Consider the following 16854-nt stretch of genomic DNA (forward strand, 5'->3'; position numbering starts at 1 on the left):
TGACCGAAAAGGGAGGTGGGAATATGCCGTTGCCGGAATTATTTCTTCAGGAATTGAAGGCTCGGAGCGATCTTGCGGAGATTGCGTCGAGTTATGTCAGCCTGAAGCGCAGCGGCAGAAATCTGGTCGGGCTCTGCCCGTTTCACAGCGAGAAATCGCCGTCTTTCAACATTTATCCCGAAAACGGTTCGTTTTACTGCTTTGGGTGCGGCGCGGGCGGCGATGTGATTACCTTTGTCCGCCGGATCGAGAATCTCGATTATATGGAGGCAATCCGGTTTCTGGCGCAGCGGGCCGGGATGCAGGTCCCGGAGGCGGAGGCCGACAACGGAATGGCCAGGCTGCGCACACGCATCATGGAAATCAACAGGGAGACCGCCCGGTTTTACTATTCCGTGCTGAACTCGGACGCGGGCCGCGAGGGCAGGGAATATTTCGGCCGCAGAGCCCTGAAGCCGGAAACGGTCCGGCATTTCGGGCTTGGGTACTCCCCGGCTTCCCGTTTCGCCTTGGTTGATCTGCTCGAACGGAAGGGGTATACGCCAAACGAAATGATTTTGGCCAACGTCGCGTTTCAAAGCAGAAACGGGAAAGCGGTCGACCGCTTTTTCGGCAGGGTCATGTTTCCGATCATCGACCTGCGGGGCAATGTGGTGGCGTTCGGGGGAAGGACCCTGGGAGATGACAAGCCGAAATATCTGAATACTTCCGAAACGCCCGCGTTCAGCAAGGGAGGCATGCTTTTCGCCCTTAATTTTGCCAAGAACTGCAACACGGGCAGGCTGATTTTATGCGAAGGATATATGGATGTGATCGCGCTGCATCAGGCGGGATTCCAGGAGGCGGTGGCCACGCTCGGCACCTCGCTGACCCCGGCGCAGGCGCGGCTCATGGCCCGGTATGCAAAAGAAATTGTCGTCTGCTATGACTCCGACGAGCCGGGACAAAAGGCCGCTTCGCGGGCCATTCCGATTCTGCGGGACGCCGGGCTGATTGTCCGCGTGCTGACGGTGGAGGGAGGAAAGGACCCGGACGAATACATAAAGGCGAACGGGCCGGTCAAATTCAAGCAGCTTCTCGATTCCTGCGGCAATGACGTGGAATACCGTCTGCAAAAAGCGAAGCAGGGCCGGAATCTGCAGAACCCGGAGCAGCGGGTTGAATACCTCAACGCCGCCTCCTCCATTCTCTCCACCCTGGAGAACCGCATCGAGCAGGAGGTTTACGCAGGGCGCCTCGCGCAGGAGGCGGGAATTGCTACCTCTGCAGTGATGAGCCAGATTCAGGTTTTTGGAAAAAGAAACCGGAAAAAGCAGATCAAAAAGCAGTTTCAGGCGGCTCAGCGGCAGGCCGCCGGCCTGCAGGACCGCGTGAACCCGGAAAAGGCGGAAAATCTCCGCGCGGCGGTTGCGGAGGAAGCGCTGATCGCTCATCTGCTGAAATTTCCCGAATCTGCCGGAAAAATAACCTTCAGTTTGCCGCCTGAAAAATTCATTACGGCGTTTAACCGCCGTGTATATGCGATAATTGTGGGCAGAATTACAGATGGAAAGTCAGTCGGCCTTGCGGAACTGTCGGAAGAATTTACCATGGATGAAATTTCATCTATCGCACGGATTTTAGCGGCGCAGGACGGCATTACGCTGACAGGGCAGGATGTGCAGGAATACATCAGTATTATTTCCCAGGAAAATGATAAAAAAATGATTAACCGGGACGAATCGATACGGGCTGAGGAAATAGAGGATTACCTTAAAAGATTAAGGCAGCAGAAGAAATAGGGGGACAAATATGGCGATGCCTGACAAGAAAACGGTGATCAGGGAACTGATCGAGCAGGGAAAGTCCAAGGGACAGCTTTCCACAAAGGAAATTCTTGATGCTCTCGGCGAACTGGATTTTGATCCGGAGCAAATAGAAAAATTCTATGATACGCTGGAGTCCCAAGGAGTGGAAATCGTTGAGGATTTCGGCGACGAACCGCTGGACGATCTTGAGATCGACCCTAAAATAGCCGAAAGTGAAGACCTGGAATCCACCCTCAGCACGGAAGGGATTGCAATCGACGACCCGGTCAAGGTCTATTTGAAGGAAATCGGAAGGGTGCCCCTGTTGACGCCGGAAGAAGAAATCGACCTTGCGATCCGCATTTCAAGCGGGGACGAGGCGGCAAAAAAAAGACTGTCGGAAGCAAACCTGCGTCTGGTTGTCAGCATCGCGAAGCGCTACCTCGGCAGGGGGATGCAGTTCTTGGATCTGATTCAGGAAGGAAATCTGGGACTGATCAAAGCGGTGGAAAAATTCGACTATACCAAGGGCTTTAAATTTTCCACGTATGCGACCTGGTGGATCCGCCAGGCAATCACCCGCGCCATCGCGGATCAGGCCAGAACCATCCGGATCCCGGTTCACATGGTGGAAACCATCAACAAGGTGAAAAAAGTTTCCAGCCAGCTGCTGCATACCAACGGCCATGAGCCGACAGCGGATGAAATTTCCTTTGAACTGGATATGCCGGTGGAAAAGGTCCGCGAAATCATGCGCGTTGCGCAGGAGCCTGTTTCACTGGAAACGCCGATCGGCGAGGAAGAGGACAGCCATTTGGGGGACTTTATCCCGGATGACGACGCTCCCGCGCCGGCGGACGCCGCTTCCCACACGCTGCTGAAAGAGCAGCTGGCCGACGTGCTTGACACGCTGACCCCGCGGGAGGAAAAAGTTCTTCGCCTGCGTTTCGGCCTGGAGGACGGGCGTTCCCGCACGCTGGAGGAAGTGGGAAAGGAATTCAATGTGACAAGGGAACGGATCCGCCAGATCGAGGCGAAGGCGCTCCGCAAGCTCCGCCATCCCAGCCGCAGCAAAAAGCTGAAAGACTTTCTGGATTAAGGACGGTTTTTCATTATGGTATTGACGCTTGAAGCCGACTACGCGGTCCGCATTGTGGAAGAATTGGCGCAGTCGGAACAGAAAATCGACGCACGGACCCTTTCGGAGCGTACCCGCGTCCCCCTGCGGTTTGCCCTGAAAATACTGCGAAAGCTGGTCGCTTCGGGGGTGATTGTGTCCTACAAAGGTGCGCATGGCGGTTATATACTGGCCGGTCCACCGGAAGAAATCACACTCCGTCAAGTCATTGAATCAGTAGAAGGGCCCTATATGCTCAGCCGCTGCCAGCAGGACGATTACAGCTGCACCCACGACACTTGCTGCCGCTTTCATGAAATTTATGACGAAATTTCGTCAATTGTGAGAAACAGACTGGAATCCTATACATTTGGGCCTGCGAACTGCAAAAAAAAGAATCCGTAGGGATTGCACATAAAAAAGCCGGAGTTTATCCCCCGGCTTTTTGTTATTATATAAAATATTAATGACAGCTCAAAAAATTACTTGACAACCACCATATATTGTAATAAAATAATATACTGCATCATCATGGAAACTTATACGCAGTATGATTTGTATTTATCATATCACAAGTCCTGCAAAAAGGCAATAGTTTATCCGGAGTATAATAAAACCGTAAGATACATGAAGACTTTTTGTGCTTAATTTATGCCGCGGAATGTCAAATCTATGAATGGAGTGATTGAGCCAATGGTGAATGTCAAACCGGTTAGGGTTGGCAAAAATACCCGAATGAGTTTTGCGCGTATTGACGAAGTCCTTGATATGCCGAATCTGATCGAAGTACAGAAAAAGTCCTATCAGTGGTTTCTTGACGAGGGACTCAAGGAAGTATTCAAGGAAGTTTCCGGCATTACGGATTACACAGGCAATCTCGTGCTCGATTTTGTCGACTACAAGCTGGATACTGACAAACCGAATTACAGCGTGGAAGAATGCAAGGAACGCGATGCCACTTACTCCGCGGCACTGCGGGTCACGGCGCGGCTGCTCAATAAGGAAAGCGGCGAAATCAAGGAATCCGAAGTTTTTATGGGGGATTTCCCCCTGATGACCGACAGCGGCACCTTTGTTATCAATGGGGCCGAGCGCGTTATTGTTTCCCAGCTGGTCCGGTCGCCGGGCGTTTACTATAAAATGGAGTACGACAAGACCGGCAAGGAGCTTTACAGTTCCACCGTTATCCCAAACCGGGGCGCGTGGCTGGAGTATGAAAATGACGCAAACGACGTCTTTTATGTGCGGATTGATAAAAACCGCAAAATACCGGTCACTGTATTTATCCGTTCTCTCGGACTCGGCTCTGACGAGGAGATCCGCGACTATTTCGGCAGCGACGAACGGATGGAAGCGACGATTGCCAAGGACCCCTGTAAAAACATGGAGGAGGCCCTGTTTGAGATTTACAGGAAGCTCCGCCCAAGCGAGCCGCCGACCATAGAAAGCGCACAGGCTCACATCAACAGCCTGTTTTTTGATGCCCGCCGGTATGATTTGTCGCGCGTGGGACGTTATAAATACAATAAGAAGCTGAATCTTGCCGGGCGGATTGCCGGTCAGGTCCTCTCCCGCCCGATCGCGGATCCCCGCACGGGGGAACTGCTTGCGGAGGCCGGAGCCGCCGTTTCCCGCGAGCTTGCCGAGAGGCTTGACAACGCCGGCGTTTCGGTGGCTTTCGTGCAGGTTGGGGACCGCGAGGTAAAAGTGATTTCCAACGGGATGGTCGATATTCAGAATTTCGTTTCCTTCGATGCGAAAGCGGAATGTGAGATCAACGAAAGGGTCCGTTTCACAATTCTGAATGAAATTTTGGAATCCAGTTCCAATGACGGTGAAATCAAGGAGAAGATCATCGCTAGAGCCGACGAACTGATTCCGAAGCACATCATTATCGACGATATTTTCGCTTCGATCAATTATATGAACTGCCTGGCGGTCGGTCTTGGAACATTGGACGACATCGACCACCTGGGCAACCGCCGCATCCGCTCCGTCGGCGAACTGCTGCAAAACCAGTTCCGCATCGGTTTTTCCCGCTTGGAGCGCGTGATCCGCGAACGCATGACGCTTCAGGCGCAGGACCTTGAGGTCCTTACGCCTCATTCCCTGATCAATATCCGCCCCGTGGTCGCGGCGATCCGCGAGTTTTTCGGTTCTTCTCCGCTGTCCCAGTTTATGGACCAGACCAACCCGCTGGCGGAGCTGACCCACAAACGCCGCCTCTCCGCGCTGGGCCCCGGCGGCCTTTCGAGAGACCGCGCCGGATTCGAGGTCCGCGACGTTCACTACACGCATTATGGGCGCATGTGCCCGATTGAGACGCCGGAGGGCCCCAATATCGGACTGATCTCCTATCTGGCTACCTTTGCGCGGATCAATGAGTACGGCTTTATCGAAGCCCCGTTCCGCCGCGTGGACAAAGAGACCGGCATGGTGACCAAGGAAGTCGTTTATATGACGGCGGACGTCGAGGACAACTATATTGTCGCGCAGGCGAATGAGCCTCTCGACGAAGAAGGCCGTTTTGCCAACGCGAAGGTCAACGGCCGTTACCGCGACGAGTTTGTCGAAGTGGAGCGGGAGCAGGCCGATTATATGGACGTTTCGCCTCGGATGGTCGTTTCCGTCGCGACGGCGATGATTCCGTTTTTGGAAAACGACGACGCGAACCGCGCGCTGATGGGTTCCAACATGCAGCGGCAGGCGGTCCCTCTGCTGAAGACGGAATCGCCGATCGTCGGGACGGGCATGGAATTCAAAGCGGGCGTCGACTCCGGCGTCTGCGTGCTTGCGAAACGCAGCGGCGTGGTCCGGAGCGTATCCGCGGATGAAATAAAAATCCTTGCGGACAACGGGGAGACCGACACCTATCATGTCATTAAATTTATGCGCTCCAATCAGGGAACATGCATCAATCAAGTGCCGATTGTCGATCTGAACGAGCGCGTCGCGGCCGGCGACGTGATTGCGGACGGGCCGGCGACAAAGGACGGAGAGATCAGCCTCGGCAAAAACGCCCTGATCGGCTTTATGACCTGGGAAGGCTACAATTACGAAGACGCCGTTCTGATCAGTGAAAAGGTCGTTCGGGACGATGTGTTCACCTCCATCCACATTGAGGAATACGAAACCGAGGCCAGAGATACCAAGCTCGGCCCGGAGGAAATCACGCGCGATATCCCGAACGTCAATGAGGATCTGCTCCGCGACCTGGACGACGGCGGGATCATCCGCATCGGCGCGGAGGTTCGTGCGGGAGACATTCTGGTCGGCAAGGTCACGCCGAAGGGCGAGACGGAGCTGACTGCGGAGGAGCGGCTGCTCCGCGCCATTTTCGGCGAAAAGGCGCGTGAAGTGCGCGACACTTCCCTTCGTGTTCCGCACGGGGAAAGCGGAATCGTCGTGGACGTCAAGGTTTTCACCCGCGAGAACAGCCACGACGAGCTGAGTCCCGGAGTCAACAAGGTCGTCCGCTGCTATCTGGCGCAGAAGAGAAAGATCTCGGTCGGCGACAAGATGGCGGGCCGCCATGGGAACAAGGGTGTCGTTTCGCGCATCCTCCCGGTGGAGGATATGCCGTTTCTCCCCGACGGAACTCCGCTTGACATCGTTCTGAATCCTCTGGGCGTCCCTTCCCGTATGAATATCGGGCAGGTGCTGGAAGTGCACCTCGGCCTTGCGGCGAAAGCGCTTGGCTGGAAAATTATGACTCCTGTCTTTGACGGCGCGCACGAAGACGACATCGTCGAATGCCTGAAACAGGCCGGCAGAAGCCCGGACGGCAAAATTCAGCTTCGCGACGGGCGCACGGGAGAGGATTTTGACAATCCGGTCACAGTTGGATATATGTATTACCTGAAGCTCCATCACCTGGTCGACGATAAAATTCACGCGCGTTCCACCGGACCCTATTCCCTCGTTACGCAGCAGCCTTTGGGCGGCAAAGCCCAGTTCGGCGGGCAGCGCTTCGGTGAAATGGAGGTCTGGGCGCTGGAAGCGTACGGCGCTGCTTACACTCTGCAGGAAATCCTCACCGTCAAATCCGACGATGTGGTCGGCCGCGTAAAGACTTACGAGGCGATTGTCAAAGGTCAGAATATTCCGACGCCGGGGATCCCCGAATCCTTTAAAGTTCTGATTAAGGAGCTTCAGTCCCTCGCCCTGGATGTAAAGGTACTGGATGTAAACAATGATGAAATCGATCTGAAGCAGAACTTTGATGAAGACGACGACATCGGGTTCAATCCTCAGGAGGAAAACTTCGACGAGCCGACGGTAGCGGATGGTGACTTTGAGGGCTTCTCTATGGAAGAGACAGAGGACGATGGTGAGCTTTTTGACGAATCCGACGGCTTTTCCGATGATGGAGGAGACGCTTCGGGCGATTCCGAAGATTTTGAGAAAGACGATCTGTTCGATTTGAATTCCGATGAAGATAAAACTTGACAGGAAGGGGTCGAAATATGGAATTTAACACCTTTGAATCCATAAAGATTGGACTTGCTTCACCTGAAAAAATTCGGGAGTGGTCACACGGCGAAGTCAAGAAGCCGGAAACGATCAACTACCGTACTTTAAAGCCGGAACGTGACGGATTGTTCTGCGAACGCATTTTCGGGCCCACTAAGGACTGGGAATGCCATTGCGGCAAATACAAGAGGATCCGTTACAAAGGGAAAATCTGCGAGCGCTGCGGCGTTGAGGTCACCCGTGCGAAGGTCCGCCGCGAACGCATGGGCCATATCGAACTCGCGGCCCCCGTTTCCCACATCTGGTATTTCAAGGGGATCCCTTCCCGCATGGGGCTGATGCTCGATATTTCTCCGCGGATGCTGGAAAAGGTGCTGTACTTTGCCCTTTATATTGTGACGGACCCGGGAGATGTGCGCGAACTGCAAAAAAAGCAGCTGCTGAATGAAAAAGAATACCGCGACATGCGCGAAAAATATGAGGACGATTTTCAGGCGGGCATGGGAGCGGAGGCAATCAAATCACTGCTGTCCGAGATCGATCTGGACGAAGTTTCCACGGAACTAAAGACGGAGCTTGTGAGCGCCACGGGACAGAAGAGGGTCCGCATCCTGAAACGCCTTGAGGTTGTGGAGGCGTTCCGCCTTTCCGGCAACCGTCCCGAATGGATGATCATGGACTGCATTCCGGTGATTCCGCCGGACCTGCGCCCGATGGTTCAGCTGGACGGCGGGCGGTTTGCCACTTCGGACCTGAACGATCTGTACCGCCGCGTCATCAACCGGAACAACCGGCTGAAGAGGCTTTTGGAGCTCGGCGCGCCGGATATCATCGTCCGCAATGAAAAGAGAATGCTTCAGGAAGCTGTTGACGCGCTGATCGACAACGGCCGCCGCGGGCGTCCGGTCACCGGGCCGAACAACCGTCCGCTGAAATCCCTTTCCGATATGCTGAAAGGCAAGCAGGGCCGCTTCCGTCAGAACCTTCTCGGCAAGCGCGTCGACTATTCGGGCCGGTCGGTCATCGTGGTCGGACCGGACCTGAAAATGTACCAGTGCGGCCTGCCGAAGGAAATGGCGCTGGAGCTCTTTAAGCCCTTTGTGATGAAACGCCTTGTGGAAACACAGGCGTCCGGCAATATCAAGGCGGCAAGAAAAGCGGTGGAACGCGCCAAGCCTGAAGTTTGGGATGCCCTTGAGATCGTCATCAAGAATCATCCGGTCCTTCTGAACCGCGCCCCGACCCTGCACCGCCTGGGCATTCAGGCTTTTGAGCCCGTTCTGGTCGAGGGCCGCGCCCTGAAGCTCCATCCGCTGGCTTGCACCGCTTATAACGCCGACTTCGACGGCGACCAGATGGCCGTGCACGTTCCGCTTTCCTCGGAGGCCCAGGCGGAAGCCCGCTTCCTGATGTTGGCGGCCGGGAACCTGTTAAAGCCTTCCGACGGCAGGCCTGTTACCGTGCCGACCCAGGATATGGTCCTGGGGTCCTATTACCTTACCCTGGATAAGGACGGTGAAAAGGGAGAGGGCAAATACTTTCGCAACTTCGATGAAGCGATCATGGCCTACAACGAGCAGGTCATTGACCTGCATGCAAAGATAAAAGTCCGCAGGACGCTTGTGTTTGACGGCGAACCGGAAAGCCAGATCGTGGAAACGACGGTTGGAAGGATGATTTTCAACCGCCCGATTCCGCAGGATCTCGGCTATGTGGACCGCTCCAAGCCGGAAAACCGGTTTAAATTCGAGATCGAATTCCTGGTTGGGAAAAAGCAGCTGGGACAAATCATCGACAGATGCATCAAGGTCCACGGCGTGCCGAAGACCTCCGAAGTTCTGGACGCGATCAAAGCGCAGGGATACAAGTATTCCACCCGCAGCGGAATTACGGTTTCCGTCAGCGACGCGACAATTCCGCCCCAGAAAAAGGAGATCATCGCGGACGCCGAGCAGAAAATCGACACAATTTCCGAGCAGTACAAGATGGGTCTGCTTTCCAATGGCGAGCGGTATAATGCCGTTCTGAAAACCTGGACAAAAGCGACGGAGGACGTTTCCTCCGCCCTTCAGAAAAACCTGGACCGCTACAACCCGATTTTCATGATGGCCGATTCCGGGGCCCGCGGTTCCATGAGCCAGATCCGCCAGCTGGCGGGTATGCGCGGTCTGATCGCGAATACGTCCGGTAAGACAATAGAAATTCCAATCCGGGCCAATTACCGTGAAGGCCTGAACATCCTTGAATACTTTATTTCTTCCAGAGGTGCCAGAAAGGGCCTTGCCGATACCGCTCTGCGCACGGCGGATTCCGGCTATCTGACCCGCCGCCTGGTCGATGTTTCCCAGGATGTGATTATCCGGGAAGACGACTGCGGCGCAACCGAGGGCCTTGAAATCTTTGATATCAAGGAAGGCAAGGAAATTATCGAGACCATGCACGAACGGCTGATCGGGCGTTATCTTTTGGAGGATTTTGTGGATGAAGCGACCGGCGAGGTTCTGGTCTCCAAGGATAAACTGATGGACGACCGGGACGCCGAACTGATTACCTCCAGAGGGATCAAGAAAATTAAGATCCGTTCCATTCTGGACTGCCGCGCGAAGCACGGGGTGTGCAAAAAATGCTACGGAGCGAATCTGGCGACGCGGATGCCTGTGACGGTCGGAGAGGCGGTCGGCATTATCGCCGCCCAGTCCATCGGGGAGCCGGGCACGCAGCTGACCATGCGCACGTTCCACACCGGCGGCGTTGCCAGCGCGGAGGATATTACACAGGGCCTGCCGCGCGTCGAGGAGCTGTTTGAAGGCCGGAAACCGAAACATCTTGCAATCATCAGTGAGATCGCGGGCAAGGTTTCCTTTGACGAAATCAAGAAGAGCCGCCACGTTGTCGTAACAAATTCCGAAACAGGGGAAAACAAGTCCTATTTGATTCCTTTCGGCTCCAGAATCATTGTCAGCGAGGGCGATGAAATCAAAGCTGGAACCCGCGTGACGGAAGGTTCCGTGAATCCGCACGACGTTCTGGCAATCAGCGGGACCCAGGCGGTTCAGGATTATCTGATTGAAGAAGTTCAGAAGGTTTACCGCATGCAGGGCGTTGACATCAACGACAAGCACATTGAGGTCATTGTCCGCCAGATGCTGAAAAAGGTTCGCGTGGAAGAGGCGGGTGACACGACTCTGCTTCCGAGCGCGCTGATTGAAAAAAGCGAGCTGGAAGCGGAAAACCAGATTGTCCGCGACCGGATCGCGGCCGGGGAAACCGATCTGCAGGAAGCGACCGCGACGCCGGTTCTGCTCGGGATTACAAAAGCATCCCTCGCGACGGATTCGTTCCTTTCCGCCGCCTCTTTCCAGGAAACGACGCGCGTGCTGACCGATGCGGCCATTAAAGGCAAGGTTGACCCCTTGCTTGGCCTCAAGGAGAATGTCATTATCGGCAAGCTGATTCCGGCGGGAACCGGCATGAAATGCTACAGGGATGTCGAAATCGAGCCAACCGGCGAAAACTTGACAAACAGCGCGGTTTAGGCTTATAATGTAAAATTGTGATGGCTCCATATCGGCCTTTCTGAAAAGTGCCGTTTTGGAGCGGAAGTCTGTTGTTGCAGCCGCCCGAAACCGGGCGGCTTAACATAAATAATTTTGTTAGGAGGTGTCATATGCCAACCTTTAACCAACTGGTCAATACTGGAAGAGAAGTATCTGTGAAAAAGGCGAAGGCTCCTGCGCTTTTAAGGGGCTGGAACTCAAAAAAACGGATTCCGATCGACCAGGATTCTCCTCAAAAGCGCGGTGTCTGCACGGTCGTGAAAACAGCGACTCCGAAAAAGCCGAACTCTGCCCTAAGAAAAATCGCGAGAGTCAGGCTCTCCAACGGGATTGAAGTCAGCGCCTACATTCCCGGCGTCGGCCACAATCTTCAGGAGCACAGCGTCGTAATGATCCGCGGCGGACGTGTCAAGGATCTGCCTGGTGTCCGCTATCACATTATCCGCGGAACTCTGGATACGCAGGGTGTTGCTCAGCGCATGCAGGCCCGTTCCAAGTATGGTGCAAAGCGGCCGAAGGCCGGTGCTGCAAAAAAATAACCGGCCCGGCCGGAACATGATGACAGAAACCTGACGGCTGCATGTTGAAAAACAGAATTGCAGCGGCGTTTGATCATATAGAGCGCCTCTGTACTGGCCACGGGAGTTATGTCGCTTTCGAGTACCGATGAATTCATATCTGTGAAGGAGGGAAGTAAAGTGCCAAGAAGAGGTTCAACCGCAAAGCGCGATGTTTTGCCGGATCCACTTTATAATTCCAAAATCGTAACACGGCTGATCAATAATATCATGTACGACGGAAAAAAGGGCGTTGCCCAGAAGATCGTGTACGGCGCATTTGATATTATCAGGGACAAAACGGGGAAAGAACCGTTGGATATCTTTGAACAGGCCATGGAAAATGTAATGCCTTCTCTGGAAGTCAAGGCCCGCCGCGTCGGCGGCGCCACCTATCAGGTCCCGATGGAAGTCCGTCCGGAAAGGCGGCAGACCCTGGGACTTCGCTGGGTGACTGGCTATGCAAGACAGCGCAGTGAGAAGACGATGAAAGAGAGACTTGCCGGCGAAATCCTGGATGCTGTGAACGGTGCTGGCGGCGCTGCCAAAAAGCGCGATGAAACGCATAAGATGGCAGAAGCAAACAGGGCATTTGCACATTACCGCTGGTAATGGCCGGACCGCACATTTTCAGTATATTTAGGAGGAAATTATGCCAAGGCAGGTACCACTTGAATTAACCCGTAATATCGGCATCATGGCTCATATCGATGCCGGTAAGACAACCACTACCGAACGCATCCTGTATTACACCGGCATCAATCATAAAATGGGCGAAGTACACGACGGAGCCGCCACAATGGACTGGATGGTGCAGGAGCAGGAGCGGGGCATTACCATCACTTCCGCCGCCACGACCTGCTTTTGGAAAGGCCATCGGATCAATATTATCGACACTCCGGGTCACGTGGATTTCACGGTCGAAGTGGAGCGCGCCCTGCGCGTTCTTGACGGCGCGGTAGCGGTATATGATGCAAAGGGCGGCGTGGAGCCACAGTCGGAGACGGTCTGGCGTCAGGCGGAACAGTTCAGTGTTCCGCGCATGGCTTACGTCAATAAAATGGATATCATGGGCGCGGACTTTTTCCGCACCATCCAGATGATGAGGGACCGCCTGAAATGCAATGCTGTCCCGATTCAGCTCCCGATTGGCAGCGAGGATACTTTTAAAGGGATTATCGACCTGATCGACATGAGAGCCGACGTCTATTACGACGAAATGGGCAAGGATATGGAGGTCGAGGATATTCCCGAGGACATGAAGGAACTCGCTGAAAAATATCATTCAGAGCTTCTCGAGGCGGTTGCCGAACAGGATGATGTCCTGATGGAAAAATACCTGAACGGCGAGGAGCTGACGAAGGAAGAAATCAACAAAGTGATCCGCAAGGCGACCATCGCCAACAAATTCGTGCCTGTCACCTGCGGAACTTCATACCGGAACAAGGGCGTGCAGAAACTTCTTGACGCAATTATCGCCTATCTGCCGGCGCCAACCGACGTCCCCGCAATCCGCGGCACGAATCCGGATACCGGAGAGGAAGAGGATTGCCATGCGACCGACGACGAACCGTTTGCGGCTCTTGCCTTCAAGATTGCAACGGACCCCTTTGTCGGCAAGCTGGCATTTTTCCGCGTTTATTCCGGCAAACTGGACGCCGGTTCCACCGTTTACAATTCCGCGAAGGACAACAACGAGAGAATGGGCCGCATTTTGCAGATGCACGCGAATCACCGGCAGGACCTTGAAACGGTTTACGCAGGCGATATTGCGGCGGCCGTCGGTTTGAAAAACACCACGACCGGCGACACTCTCTGCGATCCCAAGCGCAAGATCGTCCTGGAATCCATGGAGTTCCCGGATCCTGTGATCCGCGTCGCCATTGAGCCGAAGACCAAGGCCGGTCAGGAAAAGATGGGTATTGCCCTTTCCAAACTGGCGGAGGAAGATCCGACGTTCAAAGCCTATACGGATGAGGAAACCGGCCAGACCATCATCGCAGGAATGGGCGAGCTGCATCTGGAGATCATAGTCGATCGTTTGCTCCGCGAGTTCCACGTTGAGGCCAATGTCGGCAAACCGCAGGTCGCTTATAAGGAAACGATCCGGCGCCTTGCCGATGTTGAAACAAAGTACGCAAGACAGTCCGGCGGTCACGGTCAGTATGGTCATGTCAAGATCAAACTGGAACCGAATCCCGGCAAAGGGTATGAGTTTGTCAATGCCGTCACCGGCGGCGCGATTCCGAAGGAATTCATCCCAGCGGTCGACCAGGGAATCCAGGGAGCCATGCTGTCCGGCGTCATGGCCGGGTATCCGGTTGTGGACGCCAAGGTGACGCTGTACGACGGCTCTTTCCATGAAGTCGACTCCTCTGAGCTCGCTTTCAAAATTGCCGGTTCGATGGCCTTTAAGGAAGCGATGACGAAAGCCGACCCGGTCATCCTGGAACCGATCATGAAAGTCAACGTCACGGTTCCGGAGGACTATATGGGCGACGTGATGGGCGACCTTAACTCCCGCCGCGGCATGATTGAAGGCATGGATGCGATTCCGGGTGCGCAGCAGATTCGCGCGATGGTCCCGCTTTCCGAAATGTTCGGTTATGCGACGGATCTTCGCTCCAGAACGCAGGGGCGCGGACAGTATGTCATGGAACCGGGAAACTACGCCGAAGTCCCGAAAAACATTTCGGAGAAGATCGTTACTTCGCGCAGCAAAAAATCGGAATAACCAGTAAAATGTGCTTGCTTTTTAGCATCTTTATTGCTAGAATGTTAAGCATAATGAAAATTTTTATTGAGTTCAGATAAATAAAAAGGAGGATCTCCAATGGCAAAAGCAAAATTTGACAGGTCGAAACCTCATGTTAACATTGGCACCATCGGTCATGTCGACCACGGCAAGACCACACTGACTGCGGCTATCACGAAGGTTCTTAACTTCAAGGGTGAAGCCGATTTTGTCGACTATGCAAATATCGATAAGGCTCCGGAAGAAAGAGCCCGCGGCATTACCATTAATACGGCGCATGTCGAGTATCAGACGGAAGCTCGTCACTATGCCCATGTCGACTGCCCCGGCCATGCCGACTACGTGAAGAACATGATTACCGGTGCCGCTCAGATGGACGGCGCGATTCTGGTTGTTTCCGCCGCAGACGGCCCGATGCCCCAGACCCGTGAGCATATTCTGCTTGCCCGTCAGGTTGGCGTGCCTTATATTGTTGTCTATATGAACAAAGTCGATCAGGTCGACGACGAGGAACTGTTGGACCTGGTTGAGATGGAAATTCGCGACCTGTTGAATGAATATGAATTTCCGGGCGACGACACTCCGATTATTCGCGGCTCGGCTCTGAAGGCTTTGGAGAGCACATCCACCGATCCGGATGCTCCGGAATATAAATCCATTTGGGAACTGATGGATGCGGTTGACAAGTTCATCCCGACACCGGAACGCAAAGCGGACCTGCCTTTCCTGATGCCGATCGAAGACGTTATGACCATCAGCGGCCGCGGCACCGTTGCGACGGGCAGAGTGGAGCGCGGCAGGGCTAAAATCGGCGAAGAAGTCGAAATCATCGGCCTCTCTCCGGAAAAGAAAAAGTCTGTTATTACGGGCCTTGAAATGTTCCGCAAATCCCTTGATTTTGCCGAGGCCGGCGACAACATCGGCATGCTTCTCCGCGGTATCCAGAGAGAAGAGATCGAGCGCGGCCAGGTCATTGCAAAGCCGGGCAGTGTGCATCCTCATACCAAATTTGTCGGCCAGGTTTACGTTCTGACCAAGGATGAAGGCGGCCGTCATACACCGTTCTTCAATAATTACCGTCCTCAGTTCTATTTCCGCACCACGGATGTTACCGGCACCATCGACCTTCCGGAAGGAACGGAAATGTGCATGCCGGGCGATAACGTCCAGATAACAGTAGAGCTGATTACGCCGATCGCAATGGAAGAAGGACTCCGCTTCGCTATCCGCGAGGGCGGCCATACGGTTGGTTCCGGCGTTGTTTCCAAGATCATTGAGTAATTTGCGGCTGCGGCCGTATCTGGCTGGGCCGGTGAAGATTTCTTCACCGGCCCAGCTTTTTGCGTCAAAGCGGAAATAGCTCTTTTCGGGCGCGGTCTCCATGCGGACCGGGCCTGCGCGCGTTTTTTTCGCTTCCCTCGTGCGCCCTGATGTGAGCGGCGGATTCGGATCCGCGACGCCCACGTCGTAGCCGCCGCAGGCGCTTCCGGACCGGACGGTCCGCGGAAAGGGGCTATGCCCCTCAATATCCGAAACTGATTCCGATGTTCTGCGCGGTCTTAATCAGATCGCAGTCCTGCGGAACAGATTTTAATTTTCCGGCGACGTTCTCCAGCGGGACGGAAACGATGGAATCATTTTTCAAGGACACCATGCAGCCGTATTTTTCTTTTATAATCAGATCCGCCGCCGCTGCGCCAAACCGGGTGGCAAGAATCCGGTCATACGGGCAAGGGCTTCCGCCCCGCTGAAAATGTCCGGGAACGGTGACCCGCGTTTCATGTCCTGTCATTTTCTCGATTTCGTCAGCCAACCGATAGGAGATAGAGGGATGAGACATTTTAGCGCGCTCTGCTTTAAACTGCTTTTTGCTGAGCCTGGACTCATCTGTTGAGACAGCTCCTTCTGCAACGGCCAAAATGGAAAAGCGTTTTCCCTGCCGGCTTCTTCCGCGCAGCGATTCCGCCACGCAGTCAATGTTATAAGGAATTTCCGGAAGCAGAATGACGTCGGCTCCGCCTGCGATTCCTGCATGAAGCGTCAGCCATCCGGCCTTGTGCCCCATGACCTCGACAATAAAAACGCGGCTGTGGGAGGTCGCCGTGGTGTGGATGCAGTCGATGACGTAGGCCGCGTTTTCAACCGCGCTTTGGAACCCAAAGCTCATGTCCGTCCCCCAAAGATCGTTGTCGATCGTCTTTGGCAATGTGACGATGTTCAATCCTTCCTCCCGCAGCAGGTTGGCGGTTTTATGGGTTCCGTTTCCTCCAAGGATCACAAGGCAGTCGAGTCCCCAGTTGTTATAGTTGCTTTTCATATTTTTGACCTGGTCCTCGCTTCCGGAGCGAATCTGCTTAAACGGCTGCCTGGATGTCCCAAGCACAGTGCCTCCCAACGTAAGGATACCGGAGAAATCATCCGCGGCCATCCGCCGGCAATTCCCTTCAATCAGACCGCGGTATCCGTCCTGAATGCCGATTATTTCGACGCTGGCACCCATGCGGGCATAGAGCGATTTTGCGATTCCTCGCAACGCCGCGTTTAATCCCTGACAATCTCCGCCGCTTGTCAAAAGCCCTATTTTTTTCATATCCGGATCCTTTCTCGT

At 54.3% G+C, this 16854-nt stretch carries 10 protein-coding genes; 9 read left to right on the plus strand and 1 reads right to left on the minus strand.

Annotation, left to right across the window (positions count from 1 at the left end; genetic code table 11):
* The first annotated feature begins 23 nt into the window (after positions 1-23).
* The 9 genes from dnaG to tuf all read left to right on the plus strand — a co-directional run bounded on the left by dnaG (position 24) and on the right by tuf (position 15527).
* A complete protein-coding gene (gene dnaG, locus VA597_RS08580) occupies positions 24-1781 on the plus strand; it encodes a DNA primase (RefSeq protein WP_326975643.1) in 1758 nt (585 codons plus the stop codon).
* 16 nt (positions 1782-1797) lie between these two features.
* Positions 1798-2886 (plus strand): RNA polymerase sigma factor RpoD, encoded by a 1089-nt coding sequence (rpoD, locus tag VA597_RS08585; RefSeq protein ID WP_326975675.1) that lies wholly within the window; start codon positions 1798-1800, stop codon positions 2884-2886.
* Positions 2887-2901: 15 nt separating this feature from the next.
* Positions 2902-3309 (plus strand): RrF2 family transcriptional regulator, encoded by a 408-nt coding sequence (locus tag VA597_RS08590; protein WP_326975644.1) that lies wholly within the window; start codon positions 2902-2904, stop codon positions 3307-3309.
* A gap of 288 nt (positions 3310-3597) precedes the next feature.
* Positions 3598-7353, plus strand: a complete 3756-nt coding sequence (gene rpoB / locus VA597_RS08595; RefSeq protein ID WP_326975645.1) for a DNA-directed RNA polymerase subunit beta — start codon at positions 3598-3600, stop codon at positions 7351-7353.
* Positions 7354-7370: 17 nt separating this feature from the next.
* The gene (gene rpoC / locus VA597_RS08600; protein ID WP_128742370.1) at positions 7371-10913 is read left to right on the plus strand and encodes a DNA-directed RNA polymerase subunit beta'; all 3543 of its coding nucleotides are present in this window, start codon (positions 7371-7373) and stop codon (positions 10911-10913) included.
* A 131-nt stretch (positions 10914-11044) separates the two neighbouring features.
* Positions 11045-11473, plus strand: coding sequence for a 30S ribosomal protein S12 (gene rpsL / locus VA597_RS08605; RefSeq protein WP_128742371.1), 429 nt, complete (start codon positions 11045-11047; stop codon positions 11471-11473).
* A gap of 159 nt (positions 11474-11632) precedes the next feature.
* Entirely contained in the window at positions 11633-12103 is a 471-nt protein-coding gene (gene rpsG, locus VA597_RS08610) for a 30S ribosomal protein S7 (protein WP_205703216.1), read from the plus strand.
* Positions 12104-12143: 40 nt separating this feature from the next.
* Positions 12144-14225 (plus strand): elongation factor G, encoded by a 2082-nt coding sequence (gene fusA, locus VA597_RS08615; protein ID WP_128742372.1) that lies wholly within the window; start codon positions 12144-12146, stop codon positions 14223-14225.
* A 99-nt stretch (positions 14226-14324) separates the two neighbouring features.
* On the plus strand, positions 14325-15527 hold the full coding sequence (tuf, locus tag VA597_RS08620; RefSeq protein ID WP_128742373.1) for an elongation factor Tu: 1203 nt from the start codon (positions 14325-14327) through the stop codon (positions 15525-15527).
* A gap of 241 nt (positions 15528-15768) precedes the next feature.
* On the opposite strand, the gene VA597_RS08625 is transcribed toward tuf, so the two are convergent.
* Positions 15769-16836 (minus strand): 6-phosphofructokinase, encoded by a 1068-nt coding sequence (locus tag VA597_RS08625; protein ID WP_128742374.1) that lies wholly within the window; start codon positions 16834-16836, stop codon positions 15769-15771.
* Positions 16837-16854: the final 18 nt, after the last annotated feature.

It is taken from the genome of Caproicibacter sp. BJN0012, from assembly GCF_035986805.1.
Taxonomy (GTDB): Bacteria; Bacillota; Clostridia; order Oscillospirales; family Acutalibacteraceae; genus Caproicibacter.